This window comes from Alkalihalobacterium elongatum (genome assembly GCF_019024285.1).
Lineage (GTDB): Bacteria > Bacillota > Bacilli > Bacillales > Bacillaceae_F > Alkalihalobacterium > Alkalihalobacterium elongatum.
In genome coordinates this window covers 1-15,816 of sequence record NZ_WMKZ01000037.1, presented here as the reverse complement: position 1 = coordinate 15,816, position 15,816 = coordinate 1, and the positions used below count along the sequence as shown (strand labels likewise).

The window sequence follows — 15,816 nt, the reverse complement described above, 5'->3', positions numbered from 1 at the left end:
CGCTTGCATTTGAGTCAGCTCTACTTTTACCTTTAAGGAATTTAAGTTCTATAAATAATACATAGAGAGAAGAGTAATGAAAGAATAGAGGTGAAATTCATGCTAGCTTATGCGACAAGAAGATTATTCATGTTAATTCCAGTACTTCTAGGAATGTCGATTGTTACATTTTCAATTATTCATCTAATTCCAGGTAACCCAGCTCAAGTCATATTAGGTGAACAAGCTACACCTCAAGCCATTGCAGATCTTGAAGAACGCCTTGGATTAAATGAACCATACATGATTCAGTACGGTTATTATATGAAGGACCTAGTGCAAGGGGATTTAGGAACTTCGTTACGAACAAAAAAACCTATAGCTGAAGAAATTTGGCCGTATTTAGCTGCCACGATTGAACTAACAGTCTTTGCGATGATTTTTGCAATTATTATCGGTGTAAATGCAGGGATAATTAGTGCGTGGAAGCAAAACTCTTGGTTTGATTATTTAGCTATGCTTATCGCCCTTATCGGGGTTTCGATGCCTATTTTCTGGCTAGCATTGATGGAACAATGGATATTTGCACAAGAACTTAGGTGGTTGCCAGCTACAGGGAGAGATAATGCAAGGGACCCGATACAGGCTATAACGCATTTATATGTCCTTGATACAATAATCGGCGGACAATGGGATAAAACGTGGACTGCAATAAAACATTTAATATTACCTGGAATTGCACTTGGAACCATTCCGATGGCAATCATTGCTCGAATGACGCGTTCAAGTATGCTAGAAGTTTTACGTTCAGATTATATTCGTACAGTAAATGCGAAGGGTTCTAATACATTTTTTGTTATATACAAGCATGCACTTAAAAATGCGATGATCCCTGTATTAACTGTTGTCGGCCTTCAAACTGGAACGCTATTAGGTGGTGCGATATTAACAGAGACGATCTTTGGATGGCCAGGAGTTGGACGCTATATCTATGAAGCCATTGGAAATCGTGATTATCCAGTCATTCAATCAGGAATTCTAATCGTAGCAACGATGTTTGTCATGATTAATTTAATTGTCGATTTGCTTTATTCTTACATTGATCCAAGAATTAAATATTGATAGGAGGGGAGACTGAAATGGAATCGATTCGCACAGAACAAGTAAATATACCGCCGAATTCAAACCCAAATCCAAATCAAGAGGAGAAGGTAGAGGCTATATCACCTTGGCGTGATGCAATGAGGCAATTATTTAAGAATAAATCTGCTGTCATCGGTATGATTATCATAGTATTTTTTATTATCATTGCTCTGATTGCACCACTCATTTCTGGGTTTGCATTTGATGAAACGAACCCACAAAACCGACTTCAATCCCCTTCTGCAGAGCATTGGTTTGGAACGGATGATCTAGGCAGAGATATTTTTAGTCGAATTGCTCACGGGGCAAGGATTTCATTATGGGTAGGATTCTTTGCTGTATCAGGAGCGTTAGTAGTGGGAACAACGTTAGGGATTATTGCTGGTTATTATGGGCGTTGGGTAGATATGCTCATCTCACGTATTTTCGATATCATGCTTGCATTCCCAAGTATATTATTAGCGATTGCCATCGTTGCTATTCTTGGCCCATCCCTACAAAATGCACTTATCGCGATTGCTATAATTAATGTTCCGATATTTGGGCGGCTTGTTCGGTCTAAAGTTATTAGCTTACGTGAAGAGGAATATATAATGGCTGCTAAAGCACAAGGTATGAAAAATGGCAGGATCTTAATTCACCATATCTTACCGAATAGTTTAGCACCAATTATCGTTCAAGCGACGTTAGGATTTGGTACAGCTATTTTAGAAGCGGCAGCTCTTGGTTTCTTAGGGTTAGGGGCACAAGCACCGACACCAGAATGGGGGAAAATGTTATCTGATTCACGGCAGTTTATCCAAACAGCACCATGGACGGTACTTTTTCCAGGATTTTCGATCATGTTAGTTGTATTAGGATTTAATATGATTGGTGACGGACTTCGTGATGCGTTAGATCCAAAAATGAAAAACTAATAAGAAAAGGATGACAATTTGTGTCGTCCTTTTTTTGTTTATTCAGATAGATATAAACAATACAATACTCTGACTAGTCCATAAATTTATCGTTGTACATATTTTGCAGAGGTTTTAACCACTGTAAAAGTAATAAAAATTATAAAGTAGGAGGGAGATATGAAAAAAATAATATTAAGTTTTTTGTTAGTAATTGCTGTATTTATTGCAGGTTATACTCTTTATGGACTTTTTAAGCCGATACCGATGGGATTATCTTTTGAAGGTCATAGTCATCGAGTTACGAATGTAGAGTTTTTATACAACCTAACGTTTGAAAAAGAAGGTGAGATTGTACAAGAAAGACAAATTGTTGAACGAGTAAAAAGCATGATAAAGGAAGCTGAAGAATTTATAGTGTTTGATATGTTCTTATTCAATGATAAATACGATGAAGATAAAGACTATCCTGAAATTACAGATGAGATAACTAAAGCTTTATTAGAAAAGAAGGAACAGTCTCCGAATATTGAGATTACATTTATTACTGATGAAATTAATACAACTTATCGTTCTCATCCATCCAAGCACTTAAAAACATTGCAAGAAAACGGAGTCGATGTCATTATTACCAATTTAACGCCGCTACGAGACTCGAATCCAATCTATTCAGGTTTCTGGCGAGCTTTTTTAAAAACGTTTGAAAGAGAAGGTGAAGGATGGATTACAAATCCTTTTAGTGAAGATGCACCAAAAGTAACACTTGGCTCTTATTTAAAAATGTTAAATTTAAAAGGAAACCATCGTAAGGTGATTGGCACGGATAAAGAGGTAATGGTGACTTCCGCTAACCTTCATGATGCAAGTGGCTTCCATTCGAATATTGCTTTTGTTGTCAGTGGGAATATTATTAATGACTTTTTAGCTTCGGAGCAAGCTGTTGCTAATTTTTCAAGTAATAAACAGCTCGCTTCTTATGATGATTTTGAAATAGAAACAGGAGATATAGGGGTTCAGCTTTTAACAGAAGGACAAACAAGAAAACATTTAATTGAAGAAATTAACCGTACAGATCACGGGGATGTAATTCATGTTGGGATGTTTAACCTTTCCGAAAGTAAGGTTGTTTCGAGGTTGATTTCTGCAGCAAATAGGGGCGTCAAAGTGAACTTAATTCTTGACCCGAATGAGGAAATTTTCGGAAATGAGAACATCGGCATCCCAAACCGTCCAGTAGCTGCTGATATTGAAGAGTATGGAAATGAGAACATTGAAATAAGATGGTATAACACACACGATGAGCAATACCATTCTAAATTAATATTAATCGAGCGGCAAGAAAGTAGTACGATAATCGGTGGGTCTGCAAATTTTACTCGAAGAAACCTGGATGATTTTAATCTAGACACGAGCTTAAGAATTGTAGCCCCGAAAGATAGTGAGATAATAAGCGTAGTTTCCAATTACTTTTCTACAATATGGAATAACGAAAATGGGACATTTACAGTTCATTCTAATGAATACCTTGATGATTTTCCATATTATAAACGATTATTATTCCGGATACAGAAAAAAACAGGACTAACAACATTTTAGTAAAATCAGTTATGACTATTAAAAAAGGAGTTGCTAAGGTAGCAACTCCTTTTTAATTTGAGGAAATATGGTCAGATGACAGTTTGATTGATATCATTGTCCGAAATTAAGCAGTCGTTAAGTTGTTGAATGACATCATCATCTTCTAGATCAAAACCAAAAAACACAAGTTTCGTTCTAGTAGTGTCACCGTATTGTTGGTAATAATCTTCGTCCACTGTTTCAGTGATGACAGATGCTCCAACTTGTGAGAAAAATAGGAGTTCCAAACCATTCGACTCGGAAATTATCCATAGATAACCAGCAGAACGTAATAACTCGGAAGGAAATGTTTGAAACCACTTCTCTAACTTTTCTAAATGAATCGGGGAATGACTTTCGTATACAAATGAATCTACATTATATTCCCCGACAATACTTAAATTAGAAAAATTTGAATGTTTTAATTCAAGTTTCCAACCAATATTCGATTTTAGTTGATTAATGTCCACAGCGTCTACTGAATGTAAAGTATGACTAGCTACATTACCGTCTGTTGAAAAAATCAGTTGTGCTTTCGGTTGGAGTTTCTTTATAAACGAGACAGTCTCATCTAAACTTTCTTTACTAATGAAGTTACATTTGTTGAATATAATATGACTGCAAAATTCAATTTGAGAAATCATAACTTCAGCAAAAGTATGTTCCATCCTGTCATCTGTGTAAAGAACGTAATGATTTGATGTATAATCAAACCAAAATTGCTCAGCATCAATAACAGAAACTATTGATTGAGTATAAAATGTTTCCTCTAATTTATACTTTTTGAGTAAATGATAAAGTTCTTCTACAAGTAATTGAGGCGAGACTCCTACAGCTAATTCAATTATGATTTCATCTATTGGCTGCCTATCTTTTGAGTGAGATATCAATTCCTTAATTAATTGTTCTTGAGTAGTTATTAATTTTGCAAGATGTGCTGCATGGTGAGATACTTTTCCTTTTTTATACCTTCGTTTTGTCGACATTTCTTCTACTATTGTTATTGCTGCTGGCTGGTAAATAAGTACTTTACAATTCGTGAGAGTTTTATTACGTATTAAGCTATTAGTAATTTTTGTTTTTCCAGCACCTAGCATACCAGTGATTATAGTTATGGGGACTTTGCTCACGTGCAGTCACCACCTAATAATTTATTTAGCTTTGTTAAGGTTAAGAGCGATTAACGATTATTTAAATAGAGATTACCAACTTGATTTTTTAACTCCAGGTACCTGCCCTTTATGAGCTAGTTCTCTGAACGCAATACGAGACAATTTGAATTTCCTTAATACACCTCGTGGTCTGCCAGTCATTTCGCAACGACGAGTTAAGCGAGTGGGGGATGAGTCACGTGGTAGTTTTCCTAAAGCTTCATAATCACCTTTTTCTTTCAACTCTCTTCTTAAGTCCGCGTATTTTGCGACCATTTCTTGTCGCTTAATTTCTTTTGCAACTTTCGATTTCTTAGCCATGTTTTTTCTCTCCTTCACTTTTTTGATAAACGTAATCATTCCTATTAATAGCATAGAAATAATTTTACAGTATATAAAATATAAAGTAAAGTCGTCCTAAAAAAGTATGAAAAAGCAAAGAAAAGCTCAAGATAAAGATGGAGGGGAGGTGTAGATGATGGCAGTAGATGTATTATGTGAAGTAAAAAACTGTAAGTATAATGAAGAAGGTAATAAATGTGCGGCTGACCGAATTTACGTAGTTAGCCACACAGGTAAAAGAGCTGAGAAACAGGAAGAAACAGACTGTAAAACGTTTGACCCAGGTATCTAATTTCTATATTCGAAGTTCTATTTGTGATAAGGACAGTTTAAACGGCTGTCCTTATTTTATTTTGTAAATAATAATTTTTGAAAATGGTGTATTGTTCTTATATATAAGGACTGACATTTGTTTGTAATCACCTGCATACTTATTGTTTGTAATCACCTGCATACTTATTGTTGATAATAATTATCATTTTTATTCAAGATTAACATAAAAAAGCATAAAACAGGAAAGATCACAAAATCTTTTGTAGAGTGGAAATCATTGGATTTTGTTGTTCTATATAAACCTGGTGTCACTATAGAGTGCCTATATTATGGGACAGGGACACCTCATTTAATTACGGGAATGACTTACGTTGAACAAGGTGGAGAGGATGCAAAGTATATTGTAAATAAAGGTTGGTTTATCTTTGCTACTTTAAATGGGAGAGAAGAGTATGTTCTTTATAGTACGATAAGACAGTTAATCGAAGAACATAAAATGATAGTAAAGTTTGATATTGAATTAGAGAAGTTCATTCTATCCTATCAAATTGATTGTGCACTTAAGGAAAGGAATAGAAACCTGTTTTTTGAGCTCACAAATAAATTCAACTCCTTACAATATAATTATGATCCTGCTGAAGCCACCTCCATTTGTTAGGAGGTGTTTTTTGTGGACTACTAATAGAGTTGATTAGACGAAATTGTAATGCATAAGTATAATAAACAATAAATCGTAATAGTTACTATTTGTGTGCGTAATATATATTTAGAAGCTGTAAGGGGGAGTTGTTAATGTTAGATCAGCTGTACCGACAACTAGTCGTGGACCATTCGAAAAATCGTCGAAATCATAAAAAGTTAAATGGTGAATTTGTTAAACAGCTACATTATAAAAATCCGACATGTGGCGATGTAATGACACTGTTCTTAAAATTAACAGAAACTAAAGAGATAGAAGATATTTCTTTTATTGGAGAAGGTTGTAGTATTAGTATGGCGTCTGCTTCGATCATGACAGAGCTAGTAAAGGGAGTGTCATTAAAAGAAGCTGTGAAATTACGCCAAGCGATGGAAGCGATGATTCGAAACGGGGAAGTTTCAGAAGAGGTCGATTTAGGGGATGCTATAGCGTTAGAAGGTGTTCACAAGTTAAGGGCTCGCCATAATTGTGCACTAATGGCGTGGCAGGCTTTAGATCGGGCTGTTGGAGATGAATCAGAATACGAAAATAGTAATTAAAAAAGAAGGTGACTAACTGACCCTATAAATAATTTTCTTTATAAGGCAGTGCGTCACCTTTTTAAATTTAACCTTTTGTATAAGTTAACCTTGCAATCGCATCATGCATGTGAATCGATTCTTCATTTCGGCATTCAACCATAAATGACTTGATATCCTCATTTTCATATAAGTCAGCGGCAACTAAGCGAACCATATCTTCCACAAATCGCGGATTTTCATAAGCTCTTTCAGTTACTGCTTTTTCATCTGGTCTTTTTAAGATTGGGTACAGCATCGAACTGGCATTAGTTTCCGCAGCTTCAAGTAGGGTAACTTTCCAATCTGGTATGAATTCAATCGGGTTATAAAATTTAGCTTTAATCGTCACATATCCACGTTGATTGTGTGCACTATATTCACTAATTTCTTTGGAACAAGGACAAAGTGTTGTTACAGCTACTGTAATGCCCACTTCATGGCTAAATCCGTTATCATGATCATAATTAACGTTCATAAAAGCTTCAGCATGCGCCAATCCAGATTTCTGAAGTGAAGGACTTGTTCGTTCAAAGAACCAAGGAAATTGAACGGCTATCTGTGCACTTGATTGTTCCATACGCTCAACTAAATCTTTCGTAAATGAGTACAGGCGGTCAAAAGTTACGTTGAAACCTTCTAAATAGTATTCCTGTAACAGCTCTGTTAACCGGCTCATATTAATACCTTTGCTCATCTGCTGAAGACCTGTCGTTAGTGAAAATGTCCCAACAGTTGTTTGCTGCCGCGGTTTATAATCTGATTCAATAATAAGGGGATGTTTTACATTACTAATCCCCACTGAGTTAATTGCGAATAAAAAGTCGTTAGGTGTATTTTGGAGATCAGTCATTTCCTCTTTGTTTAGAGGCTTATCTCCTTTTACAGGAGGTACTGATCCAAATCGTTTGTGACGTTCTTGTTTAGTAGGGAAAATGTTTGTTTCCATTGTTATCTCCTTTATGAATAAATGAATAGGAATTATTCTGATTTATATATTATAATATCAATACAGGAATAGTAAAAATAAAATGCTTAGATTGACAAAGAGAAGGAAGTAAAGAATAATAATAATCGTAAAATCGTAATTGTTACGGTTTAATTAGAGAGGTGATCGATTTGGAAAATAAAAGTCATTATGACGTTATTATTGTTGGAGCAGGTCCTGCAGGTGTAGGATTAGGTTCAATTTTTATGCAAATGGGAATAAAAAATTTTGTGATTTTAGAACGTGAATATATCGGAAGTTCATTTAAAAAGTGGCCAGAAGAAATGCGCTTATTGACCCCGTCGTTTCCAGGTCATGGGTTTGGTCTGCTAGATTTAAATGCTGTCGTACCTTCAACTTCACCAGGTTATACGTTTCAAACTGAACATTTAAGCGGAGAGGAATACGCGGAGTATTTAGAGGCTGTAGCACACCACTTTAAGCTTCCGATTAAATTTGGCGTGAATGTAACTGAAATAGATAAGGTTGAGGAAGGTTTCGTTCTGCAAACTAATGACGGCACATATAATGCCGAATTTGTTGTTTGGGCTGGGGGAGAGTTTCAGTATCCAAATAAAAATGTATTCCCAGGTGCGGAGCTATGTTTACATAACAGTGAGGTTACTTCATGGGGGGAGATCGAAGAAAATGAAGTTATCGTTATTGGCGGTTATGAAAGTGCAATAGATGCTGCAATCAATCTGATTCATTACGGTAAACAAGTAACGGTTTTAGCTAAAGAAGAAGTTTGGTCAGATGATCATCCAGACCCAAGTATATCATTATCACCATATACTTTTGACCGTCTTGAAGAAGTGATGGATTGTGAAGACTTGATATTAAGAGGGAAAAGTAAAGTCATTAAAGTCGAACAAGCAGATGAGGGCTATGTCATATTCTTGGAAAGTGGAGAAGAGATTTTTAGCTCTACGCGTCCCATTATAGCGACAGGCTTTAAGAGTAGTCTATCTTTAATTATCGAACACTTTTATTATGATGAAAATAACACTATAGAGTTAAGTGATAAGGATGAATCAACGGTTTCTGAAGGTTTGTTTTTAGTTGGACCACAAGTTAGGCATCAAGATGTAATTTTTTGTTTCATTTATAAATTCCGCCAACGCTTTGCAGTTGTAGCTAAAGAAATAGGTGAACAACTAGGCATGGAAATAAATGAAGAGTTATTTGAACATTATCGTAAATCGAATATGTTGCTTGATGATCTTTCTTGTTGTGACAATTCGTGTCAATGCTAGAAGAATAAGCTTCCCCTCTATTATTATGAGGGGGTATTTTTATTTACGTAATTGCTAAAGGAGGCTTAAAACGTAATGAGTGAAATAAGGAAAGAAACAGCTTCCTATTCTCTAAATAAAAAAACATATAAATTCCCCAAGTTTCCGTTTTCGAACGGGAAATTGTTACTTTATTTATTTTTAGTGATTAGTGTTTACGGATTTCCTGTATATGCTGCGTATATGCTTGCAAGCGCAATAGAGCCATTGTTTGAAGGTTTAATTATTGAACCATTAGAAAGATTATTCTCTCATACACCCTATCTTATTGAACAAGTCTTAGTTGGCGATTTTGGTTTATTTACATTAGGAGTGTATTCATTTCTTTGGGCCTTTCCTGTTGTTTTGTTTGTAGGTATGAGTATTGCTTTTACAGAGGAAGTAGGCCTAAAGGATAAAATAACAAGCGAAATTACACCTAGCTTAAGGAAAATCGGTTTAAGCGGAAGAGATTTTATTCCTGTACTAACGGGGTATGGGTGCAATGTTGTCGCAGTTCTCCAAACGAAATCTTGTAGTGCTTGTACGAGAAAACAGTGTGTTTCTATGATATCCTATGGATCCGCATGTAGTTATCAAATTGGTGCAACACTTTCTATTTTTAGTGTCGGAGGAAAACCGTGGCTTTTTGTTCCATACTTGATCATCCTTATCATTGTTGGAGCAATACACACAAGGTTATGGTATCCTTCTGACAATAAAGCTACAGATTATTTCTATCCTGCAACACCGATCAGCACAGGTAATCTAAAACAATTCTTTGGAAAAATAAAAGGTACAGTTTCTCAATTTTTTCTGCAAGCGATGCCGATATTTTTAGTGATATGTATTATTGCTTCACTACTTGATGGTTTAGGACTAATTGCTAAACTATCACAAATGGTAGAACCTATCTTATCACTATTATCCATTCCCGCTGCTGCAAGTGTTGGATTACTATTTTCAATCATTCGAAAAGATGGAATGCTTTTATTTAACCAAGGTGGCGGTGAATTATTAGCTTCAATTACAACAGTAGAATTGTTTTTGCTTGTTTATTTAGCATCTACATTGTCAGCATGCTTGGTAACGATGTGGGCGATTGGAAAAGAGATGGGCTTTCGATATGCACTAAAGCATGCTTCTAAACAAGGAATAACATCAATCATTTCTGCATTCAGTTTATTAATTTTATATAAAGCGATTATTTTCTTTTTTTAGAAGTTTTAATCATAATTTTTACGATTTAAATAGGTGGGGAACTTTAATTTACAAAAGAAGGAGTGAATGATATGAAGAATAACGGGAAAGTACCTGTCACTGTTCTAACTGGTTTTCTAGGGGCTGGAAAGACGACTTTGTTAAACTACATCTTAACGGAAAACCATGGACAGAAGATCGCTGTTATTGTAAACGAATTTGGCGAAGTAGGTATTGATAATCAACTTGTTGTTGGTGCAGACGAAGAAATCTTTGAAATGAACAATGGTTGTATTTGTTGTACGGTTCGGGGCGACTTAATTCGCATCTTACATGATCTTAAAGAGAGAAGAAATGATAGACACGGAATGGACCTTAATTTTGATCGAGTTGTTATTGAAACGACAGGTCTGGCTGATCCAGGACCTGTGGCCCAAACCTTTTTTGTAGATCCAGAACTGTCAGAGTATTATCATCTAGATTCGATCGTTACTGTTGTCGATACGTATCATGTTCACGAACAGTTAAACAGATCACATGAAGTACAAAAACAAGTAGCATTTGCAGATATATTAATCTTAAATAAAGTCGACTTAGTGGATGAAAAACATATCGAATCGGTGACTCAAAGATTAAAAAAAATGAACTCGACAGCTCAAATAGAACGTGCAACGCAAAGCAACATTGATTTGAATAAAATATTAAATCTATATTCATTTGATCTAGATAAAAAACTAGAAATTGCCCCTGATTTATTAAATGACCACAACCATCACCATCATCATGATGATCATGTGAAGGCATTCGTTTTACGGTCCGAAAAGCCATTGAGTTTACCAAAAGTAGAAGCGTGGATGAACAGCTTGTTGGCTGAGCTAGGTCCACAAATGTATCGATATAAGGGGATTTTTCATATTGAAAATTTAGACAAGCGTGTAATTTTCCAGGGCGTTCACATGCTTTTTGCAGGCACAGCTGACCGAGAGTGGAAAAAAGACGAGAAAAGAGTAAGTGAAATGGTTGTCATTGGAACGGATCTAGATGAACAGTGGTTTCAAGAGCAATTTAATAATTGTGTGTCAGCATAACAAATATCGTTTCATGAGGAGAGCTTACTTGTGAAACGGTTATTTATTATAGTACTTTTATAAGCACATGTTAGTATAAGCTTCATGAAATGGAGAGGAGGAAATAGAGCAATTGAGTAAAAAAGTAGAAGTGATTATATTAAGCGGGTTTTTAGGAAGTGGAAAAAGTACGTTACTAAAAGAAGTAATCGAGTTTGAGAAAAAGAATGGCAGAAGACTAGGCGTATTGATGAATGAATTGGGGGACGTAAGTATAGACTCCGCATTAATACCGATGGATACGCCGTTAAAAGAGATGTTGAATGGTTGTATTTGCTGTACCCTTCAAGGTGAATTAAGCTTGCAATTGAGCCAAATGCTTGAAGAATATGAATTAGATCTAATTCTAATAGAAGCAACTGGAGCTGCACATCCATTAGAAATACTTGAAGCGTGCACGCATCCAACGTTAATTAATAAAGTCGATATACGATGCATTGTGACGGTTATTAACGCTAAACAGTGGGCCGAAAATAGACTCAGTAATAAACTCAAAAAGCTTTTAGTTGAACAAGTGAAACATGCAGATATTGTACTTGTTAATAAAGTGGATCAAGTAGATGAAAATGAAGTAGTAGCAGTACTAGAAAGTGTTAAAAACATCAATACGCAAGCAACGATTTCAATTGTTACATATGCAAAAATAAATCTCTCAATTTTGTATGATCTTGTAGTACAAAGTAGTGAAAGATCTTACGAGGTTGAAAAAGCACATGTCCATCACCATTTACATTTAAGGACGATTATATTTTCAGTAAATCAACCGATTGATCGAGTCGCTTTTTTGCAATGGTTAGAGAAGATTGAAGGGCAGCTACATCGAGTGAAAGGGTTTATTTATTTAACAGAAACTCCTGGCCTCTATTTATTTAACTACGCATATGGAATGCCGATCTTTGAAAGGTACGCCTCTGAAAAAAAGTATGAACCCGTGCTCGTGTTCATAGGAGAAGAACTCAATAGAGGAGAAATTGAGGAAGGATTAAGGAAAGTTCAAAGTATCACTTAGTTGGAAAAAACGTGTTCTTCAGCTAGGAATAAGCAAATAATAATATAAATAGTAATCATTACGATTTGTGTGTTATAATCGATTTGTTTTTCATAACATTTTAGTACATCCATAGGAGTAGAAGAATTCTTAAATAAGTAATAGGGGTGAGAGGATGGCAACATGGAACTTGTCAAACACACAACATCATGTGCTGATATGCAATGGAAGTAGTTGCAATAAAGCAGGAGCAGAAGCACTAACTCAATCGGTTAGACATGAAATAACTGCAAGGGATTTAGATAATGTCATTCATACAACGAGAACTCTTTGTAATGGTCGTTGTCATGATAAATGTGTTGTCATTCAATATCCAGAAAGTTATTGGTATAAGGAGATGACTAGTGAAGATGCTCCTCATTTCATTGACTCACTGTTAGCAGGTACGCCGTTGAAAGATAAAATAAGCCATTACCATAATGGCACTGGATTTGAAAGAACAGAAGGAACTGTAATTGGTACAGTAAAAGACGAACAGATAGTTACGAAAGTTTCTAAAAAACTGTAACGACTACTAAACGCTACATATAATTAGGAGGAATAATAGATGAAAAATCCCATTCCAGTGACCGTTTTAAGTGGTTATTTAGGTTCAGGAAAAACAACACTGCTAAACCATCTTCTCAAAAATCGCGATGGTTTAAAAATTGCTGTCATTGTTAATGACATGAGTGAAATTAATATTGATGCTGAACTCATTAAGCAAGGCGGGGAATTTTCACGAACGGAAGAGAAGTTAGTAGAAATGTCCAATGGCTGTATTTGTTGCACGTTAAGAGAAGACCTGTTAATCGAGGTTGAGAAATTAGCGAAAGCCGGAAATATTGATTATATTGTAATAGAGTCGACAGGGATAAGTGAACCGACTCCTGTTGCGCAGACATTTTCTTACATTGATGAAGAACTCAATATTGATTTAACAAAATATTGTCGCCTTGATACGATGGTAACGGTCGTAGACGCCAATCGTTTTTGGCACGATTATCGTTCTGGAGATAGTTTACTAGATCGTAAAGAGGCATTAGGAGAAGATGACACGAGAGAGATTGCAGATTTACTTATTGATCAAATTGAGTTTTGTGATGTATTAATAATAAATAAGTGTGATCTAGTAACAGAAGAAGAATTACAAAAATTAGAACAAGTGCTTGCTACACTGCAACCGAAAGCAAAAATAATCCGAAGTGTAAGAGCTGAAATAGACCCTAGTGAAATATTAAATACAAGATTATTTAATTTTGAAGAAGCAAGTAATTCAGCAGGATGGATTAGGGAATTGACAGCTGGACATGAGCAACATACACCAGAAACAGAAGAATATGGGATATCCTCTTTTGTATATTTTAGAAGAGAACCTTTTCATTCTGTTCGTTTTCAAAATTGGTGTCAATCTATGCCTAAAAACATTGTAAGAGCGAAAGGAATTGCATGGTGTGCAACTCGAAACAATCTAGCGCTCCTCATGTCTCAGGCAGGTCCATCGGTGTCTATTGAACCAATTACTTATTGGGTAGCGAGTCTTTCCCCTCAAGAACAGAAACAACTATTAAATGAAAACCCGCATTTATTACAAGATTGGGATGTTGAATATGGTGATCGTCACACGAAGCTTGTTTTTATAGGAACTGACCTTGATGTAGAGGAGATAACAAAAGACTTAGACGGTTGCTTATTGTCTGATTCTGAAATGGCGAGCGATTGGCAGGCATTAGAAGATCCGTTTCGTTGGAATTTACAAAAGACATAGTAAAGTAATAGTTTAAATTCGAATTTATAGTTGCTAATTAACAAAAGGGCTGATTACTTGTATCTAATCGGAATAATTCTTATTTAAGTGGAATATAGTTAGGAATTAGAGCGAACGAATTTAGAGAGGATGAATTCTGGTGGCTAAAATTCCTGTCTTTGTGTTAAGTGGTTTTTTAGGAAGTGGGAAAACGACGTTATTACTTAGGTTATTACAAGAATGTTCACGGCGTCAGTTAAAGCCCGCAGTATTGATGAATGAGCTAGGAAGTACAGATACAGATGGTGCTATTATTTCAAATGAACGAAAAGAACAAGTGGTCGAAAAGTTACTAGATGGTTGTATTTGTTGTAATAAAAAAGGTGAGGTTGTTGCAAGCATTGAGAAATTATTATTACAAAAGCCAGATGTGATCTTTATCGAATTAACTGGTGTAGCAAATCCTGAAGAAGTAGCTGATTCTTTAACCGAACCTCAATTTATTGACCGTTTGAGTTTACAACAAGTTATCACGATATTAGATGCAGAAAATGTTCTAGAATATAATAGTATTTTTGAAGCAGATCGAAATCTTGTTGAAACAGTGAAAAGGCAAACTGAAGTAGCAGATTTATTAGTAATAAATAAGGTTGATTTAATAGAGCCATCAAGAAAATTAAAGATAAAAAAAGTGCTTATGAAGCAAAATAGTGAAGCGGAAATATGTTTTACGAAATATAGTGAAATTAACATTGCTCAATTATTAGATCCTATAAGTAACAAACGGGAAAAAAGACATGAAATCAAGGTAATTTTTAATAAGAAAAGTGAAGAAAGAAAAAAAGGAATACATGATCATAAGAAGTCATATTCTCGCATTCAAACGGTTTCACTTCCAATTTCTCAACCGTTTCGAGAAAAAGATGTAGAGAAATTTCTTAAGAAATTTAAGCATTCAGTATTAAGAGCAAAAGGATATATTCCATTAGTAGGTAAGAAACAAACTTACTTAATGCAACATGTTGTTAAACGAACCTCCTGGGAACTATCCACCTATTCTGGGCCACATTATTTAGTAGTAATCGGCATCGACTTAAATAAAGAAGAACTCTCAAACGAATGGAGAAAAGTAACACAGTGCCAGGCACCTTTAGTGAACTAAAGGTGCCTGGCACCGTTTGTAAAAATGGGTACATATTTTTCCTTGTTATTAAAATAATAAGTTTGTATGGAATTACATATTGAAAGGAGAATTCTTATGCCACTTAATGAGTTAGAATTACAAAATCTTCGTCATTTAATTGGAGGACATGAAACTGTATCGAAAAAGCTTGATGCATATGCTGCAAATTGTGATGATCCGCAAATTGTACAGATGCTACAAAATGATGCGCAGGCAGCTAGAAGTTCAAAACAACAACTTATGTCATTTTTAAACCAGCAATAAGGAGGGTACTATAATGAATGAAAAAGATATGATGAATGATTATTTATCAATGATCAATGCTAGTTTAACTACGTATGCCAACGTTATTTCACAAACGGACAACCCGCAACTTCGCCAAACTCTGCAACAAATGAGAAATCAAGATGAGGCACGTCAGTATACGGTATATAATGCAGCAAAACAAAGAGGATATTATAAGCCTGCAGCACCTGCGCAACCAAATGAAATTCAACAGGTTCGATCCGAATTAAGCGGTCAATAAAATTTAAGTAGAGGCTGGGACATAACTAGCCAAAATAATTGTAAAAAGGTTCCGAACATCAAAGAAAACGATGTTCGGAACCTTTT

General features: G+C 35.3%; 18 protein-coding genes. 15 read left to right on the top strand and 3 right to left on the bottom strand.

From position 1 onward, the window contains the following. Positions 1-99 precede the first annotated feature (99 nt). The 3 genes from GKP30_RS21885 (at position 100) to GKP30_RS21875 (ending at position 3,614) form a co-directional block, all read left to right on the top strand. On the top strand, positions 100-1,101 hold the full coding sequence (locus GKP30_RS21885) for an ABC transporter permease (protein WP_216831595.1): 1,002 nt from the start codon (positions 100-102) through the stop codon (positions 1,099-1,101). A 17-nt stretch (positions 1,102-1,118) separates the two neighbouring features. Then, a complete protein-coding gene (gene nikC / locus GKP30_RS21880) occupies positions 1,119-2,039 on the top strand; it encodes a nickel transporter permease (RefSeq protein WP_216831594.1) in 921 nt (306 codons plus the stop codon). Positions 2,040-2,198: 159 nt separating this feature from the next. Next, positions 2,199-3,614 carry a phospholipase D family protein gene (locus GKP30_RS21875; protein ID WP_216831593.1) on the top strand — a complete coding sequence of 472 codons (1,416 nt, stop codon included), beginning with the start codon at positions 2,199-2,201 and terminating at the stop codon, positions 3,612-3,614. A gap of 71 nt (positions 3,615-3,685) precedes the next feature. On the opposite strand, the gene GKP30_RS21870 is transcribed toward GKP30_RS21875, so the two are convergent. Continuing rightward, positions 3,686-4,765 (bottom strand): CobW family GTP-binding protein, encoded by a 1,080-nt coding sequence (locus GKP30_RS21870; protein ID WP_216831592.1) that lies wholly within the window; start codon positions 4,763-4,765, stop codon positions 3,686-3,688. A 72-nt stretch (positions 4,766-4,837) separates the two neighbouring features. Further along, positions 4,838-5,107, bottom strand: coding sequence for a 30S ribosomal protein S14 (gene rpsN / locus GKP30_RS21865; protein ID WP_216831591.1), 270 nt, complete (start codon positions 5,105-5,107; stop codon positions 4,838-4,840). Between the two features lie 157 nt (positions 5,108-5,264). On the opposite strand from rpsN, the gene GKP30_RS21860 reads away from it, so the two are divergent. The 3 genes from GKP30_RS21860 to sufU all read left to right on the top strand — a co-directional run bounded on the left by GKP30_RS21860 (position 5,265) and on the right by sufU (position 6,640). Further along, positions 5,265-5,420: a DUF1540 domain-containing protein gene (locus GKP30_RS21860; RefSeq protein WP_216831613.1), complete on the top strand. Its 156-nt coding sequence runs from the start codon at positions 5,265-5,267 to the stop codon at positions 5,418-5,420. A 258-nt stretch (positions 5,421-5,678) separates the two neighbouring features. Beyond that, positions 5,679-6,059, top strand: a complete 381-nt coding sequence (locus GKP30_RS21855) for a hypothetical protein (RefSeq protein ID WP_216831590.1) — start codon at positions 5,679-5,681, stop codon at positions 6,057-6,059. Between the two features lie 134 nt (positions 6,060-6,193). Next, entirely contained in the window at positions 6,194-6,640 is a 447-nt protein-coding gene (gene sufU / locus GKP30_RS21850) for a Fe-S cluster assembly sulfur transfer protein SufU (RefSeq protein ID WP_216831589.1), read from the top strand. A 67-nt stretch (positions 6,641-6,707) separates the two neighbouring features. On the opposite strand, the gene folE2 is transcribed toward sufU, so the two are convergent. Then, positions 6,708-7,607: a GTP cyclohydrolase FolE2 gene (gene folE2 / locus GKP30_RS21845; protein ID WP_216831588.1), complete on the bottom strand. Its 900-nt coding sequence runs from the start codon at positions 7,605-7,607 to the stop codon at positions 6,708-6,710. A gap of 170 nt (positions 7,608-7,777) precedes the next feature. On the opposite strand from folE2, the gene GKP30_RS21840 reads away from it, so the two are divergent. From GKP30_RS21840 to GKP30_RS21800, 9 genes are all read left to right on the top strand, one after another. Further along, on the top strand, positions 7,778-8,902 hold the full coding sequence (locus GKP30_RS21840; protein ID WP_216831587.1) for an NAD(P)/FAD-dependent oxidoreductase: 1,125 nt from the start codon (positions 7,778-7,780) through the stop codon (positions 8,900-8,902). A gap of 75 nt (positions 8,903-8,977) precedes the next feature. Continuing rightward, a complete protein-coding gene (locus GKP30_RS21835; protein WP_236035291.1) occupies positions 8,978-10,141 on the top strand; it encodes a nucleoside recognition domain-containing protein in 1,164 nt (387 codons plus the stop codon). Positions 10,142-10,212: 71 nt separating this feature from the next. Continuing rightward, positions 10,213-11,208 carry a CobW family GTP-binding protein gene (locus GKP30_RS21830; RefSeq protein ID WP_216831586.1) on the top strand — a complete coding sequence of 332 codons (996 nt, stop codon included), beginning with the start codon at positions 10,213-10,215 and terminating at the stop codon, positions 11,206-11,208. A 112-nt stretch (positions 11,209-11,320) separates the two neighbouring features. Continuing rightward, on the top strand, positions 11,321-12,256 hold the full coding sequence (locus tag GKP30_RS21825) for a CobW family GTP-binding protein (protein ID WP_216831585.1): 936 nt from the start codon (positions 11,321-11,323) through the stop codon (positions 12,254-12,256). A 154-nt stretch (positions 12,257-12,410) separates the two neighbouring features. After that, positions 12,411-12,803: a (2Fe-2S) ferredoxin domain-containing protein gene (locus GKP30_RS21820; RefSeq protein WP_216831584.1), complete on the top strand. Its 393-nt coding sequence runs from the start codon at positions 12,411-12,413 to the stop codon at positions 12,801-12,803. A 39-nt stretch (positions 12,804-12,842) separates the two neighbouring features. After that, positions 12,843-14,042, top strand: coding sequence for a GTP-binding protein (locus GKP30_RS21815; protein WP_216831583.1), 1,200 nt, complete (start codon positions 12,843-12,845; stop codon positions 14,040-14,042). A gap of 139 nt (positions 14,043-14,181) precedes the next feature. Further along, the gene (locus GKP30_RS21810; RefSeq protein WP_216831582.1) at positions 14,182-15,183 is read left to right on the top strand and encodes a CobW family GTP-binding protein; all 1,002 of its coding nucleotides are present in this window, start codon (positions 14,182-14,184) and stop codon (positions 15,181-15,183) included. A gap of 96 nt (positions 15,184-15,279) precedes the next feature. Then, the gene (locus GKP30_RS21805; protein WP_216831581.1) at positions 15,280-15,468 is read left to right on the top strand and encodes a hypothetical protein; all 189 of its coding nucleotides are present in this window, start codon (positions 15,280-15,282) and stop codon (positions 15,466-15,468) included. A 13-nt stretch (positions 15,469-15,481) separates the two neighbouring features. After that, positions 15,482-15,730: a spore coat protein gene (locus GKP30_RS21800; RefSeq protein WP_216831580.1), complete on the top strand. Its 249-nt coding sequence runs from the start codon at positions 15,482-15,484 to the stop codon at positions 15,728-15,730. Positions 15,731-15,816 lie beyond the last annotated feature (86 nt).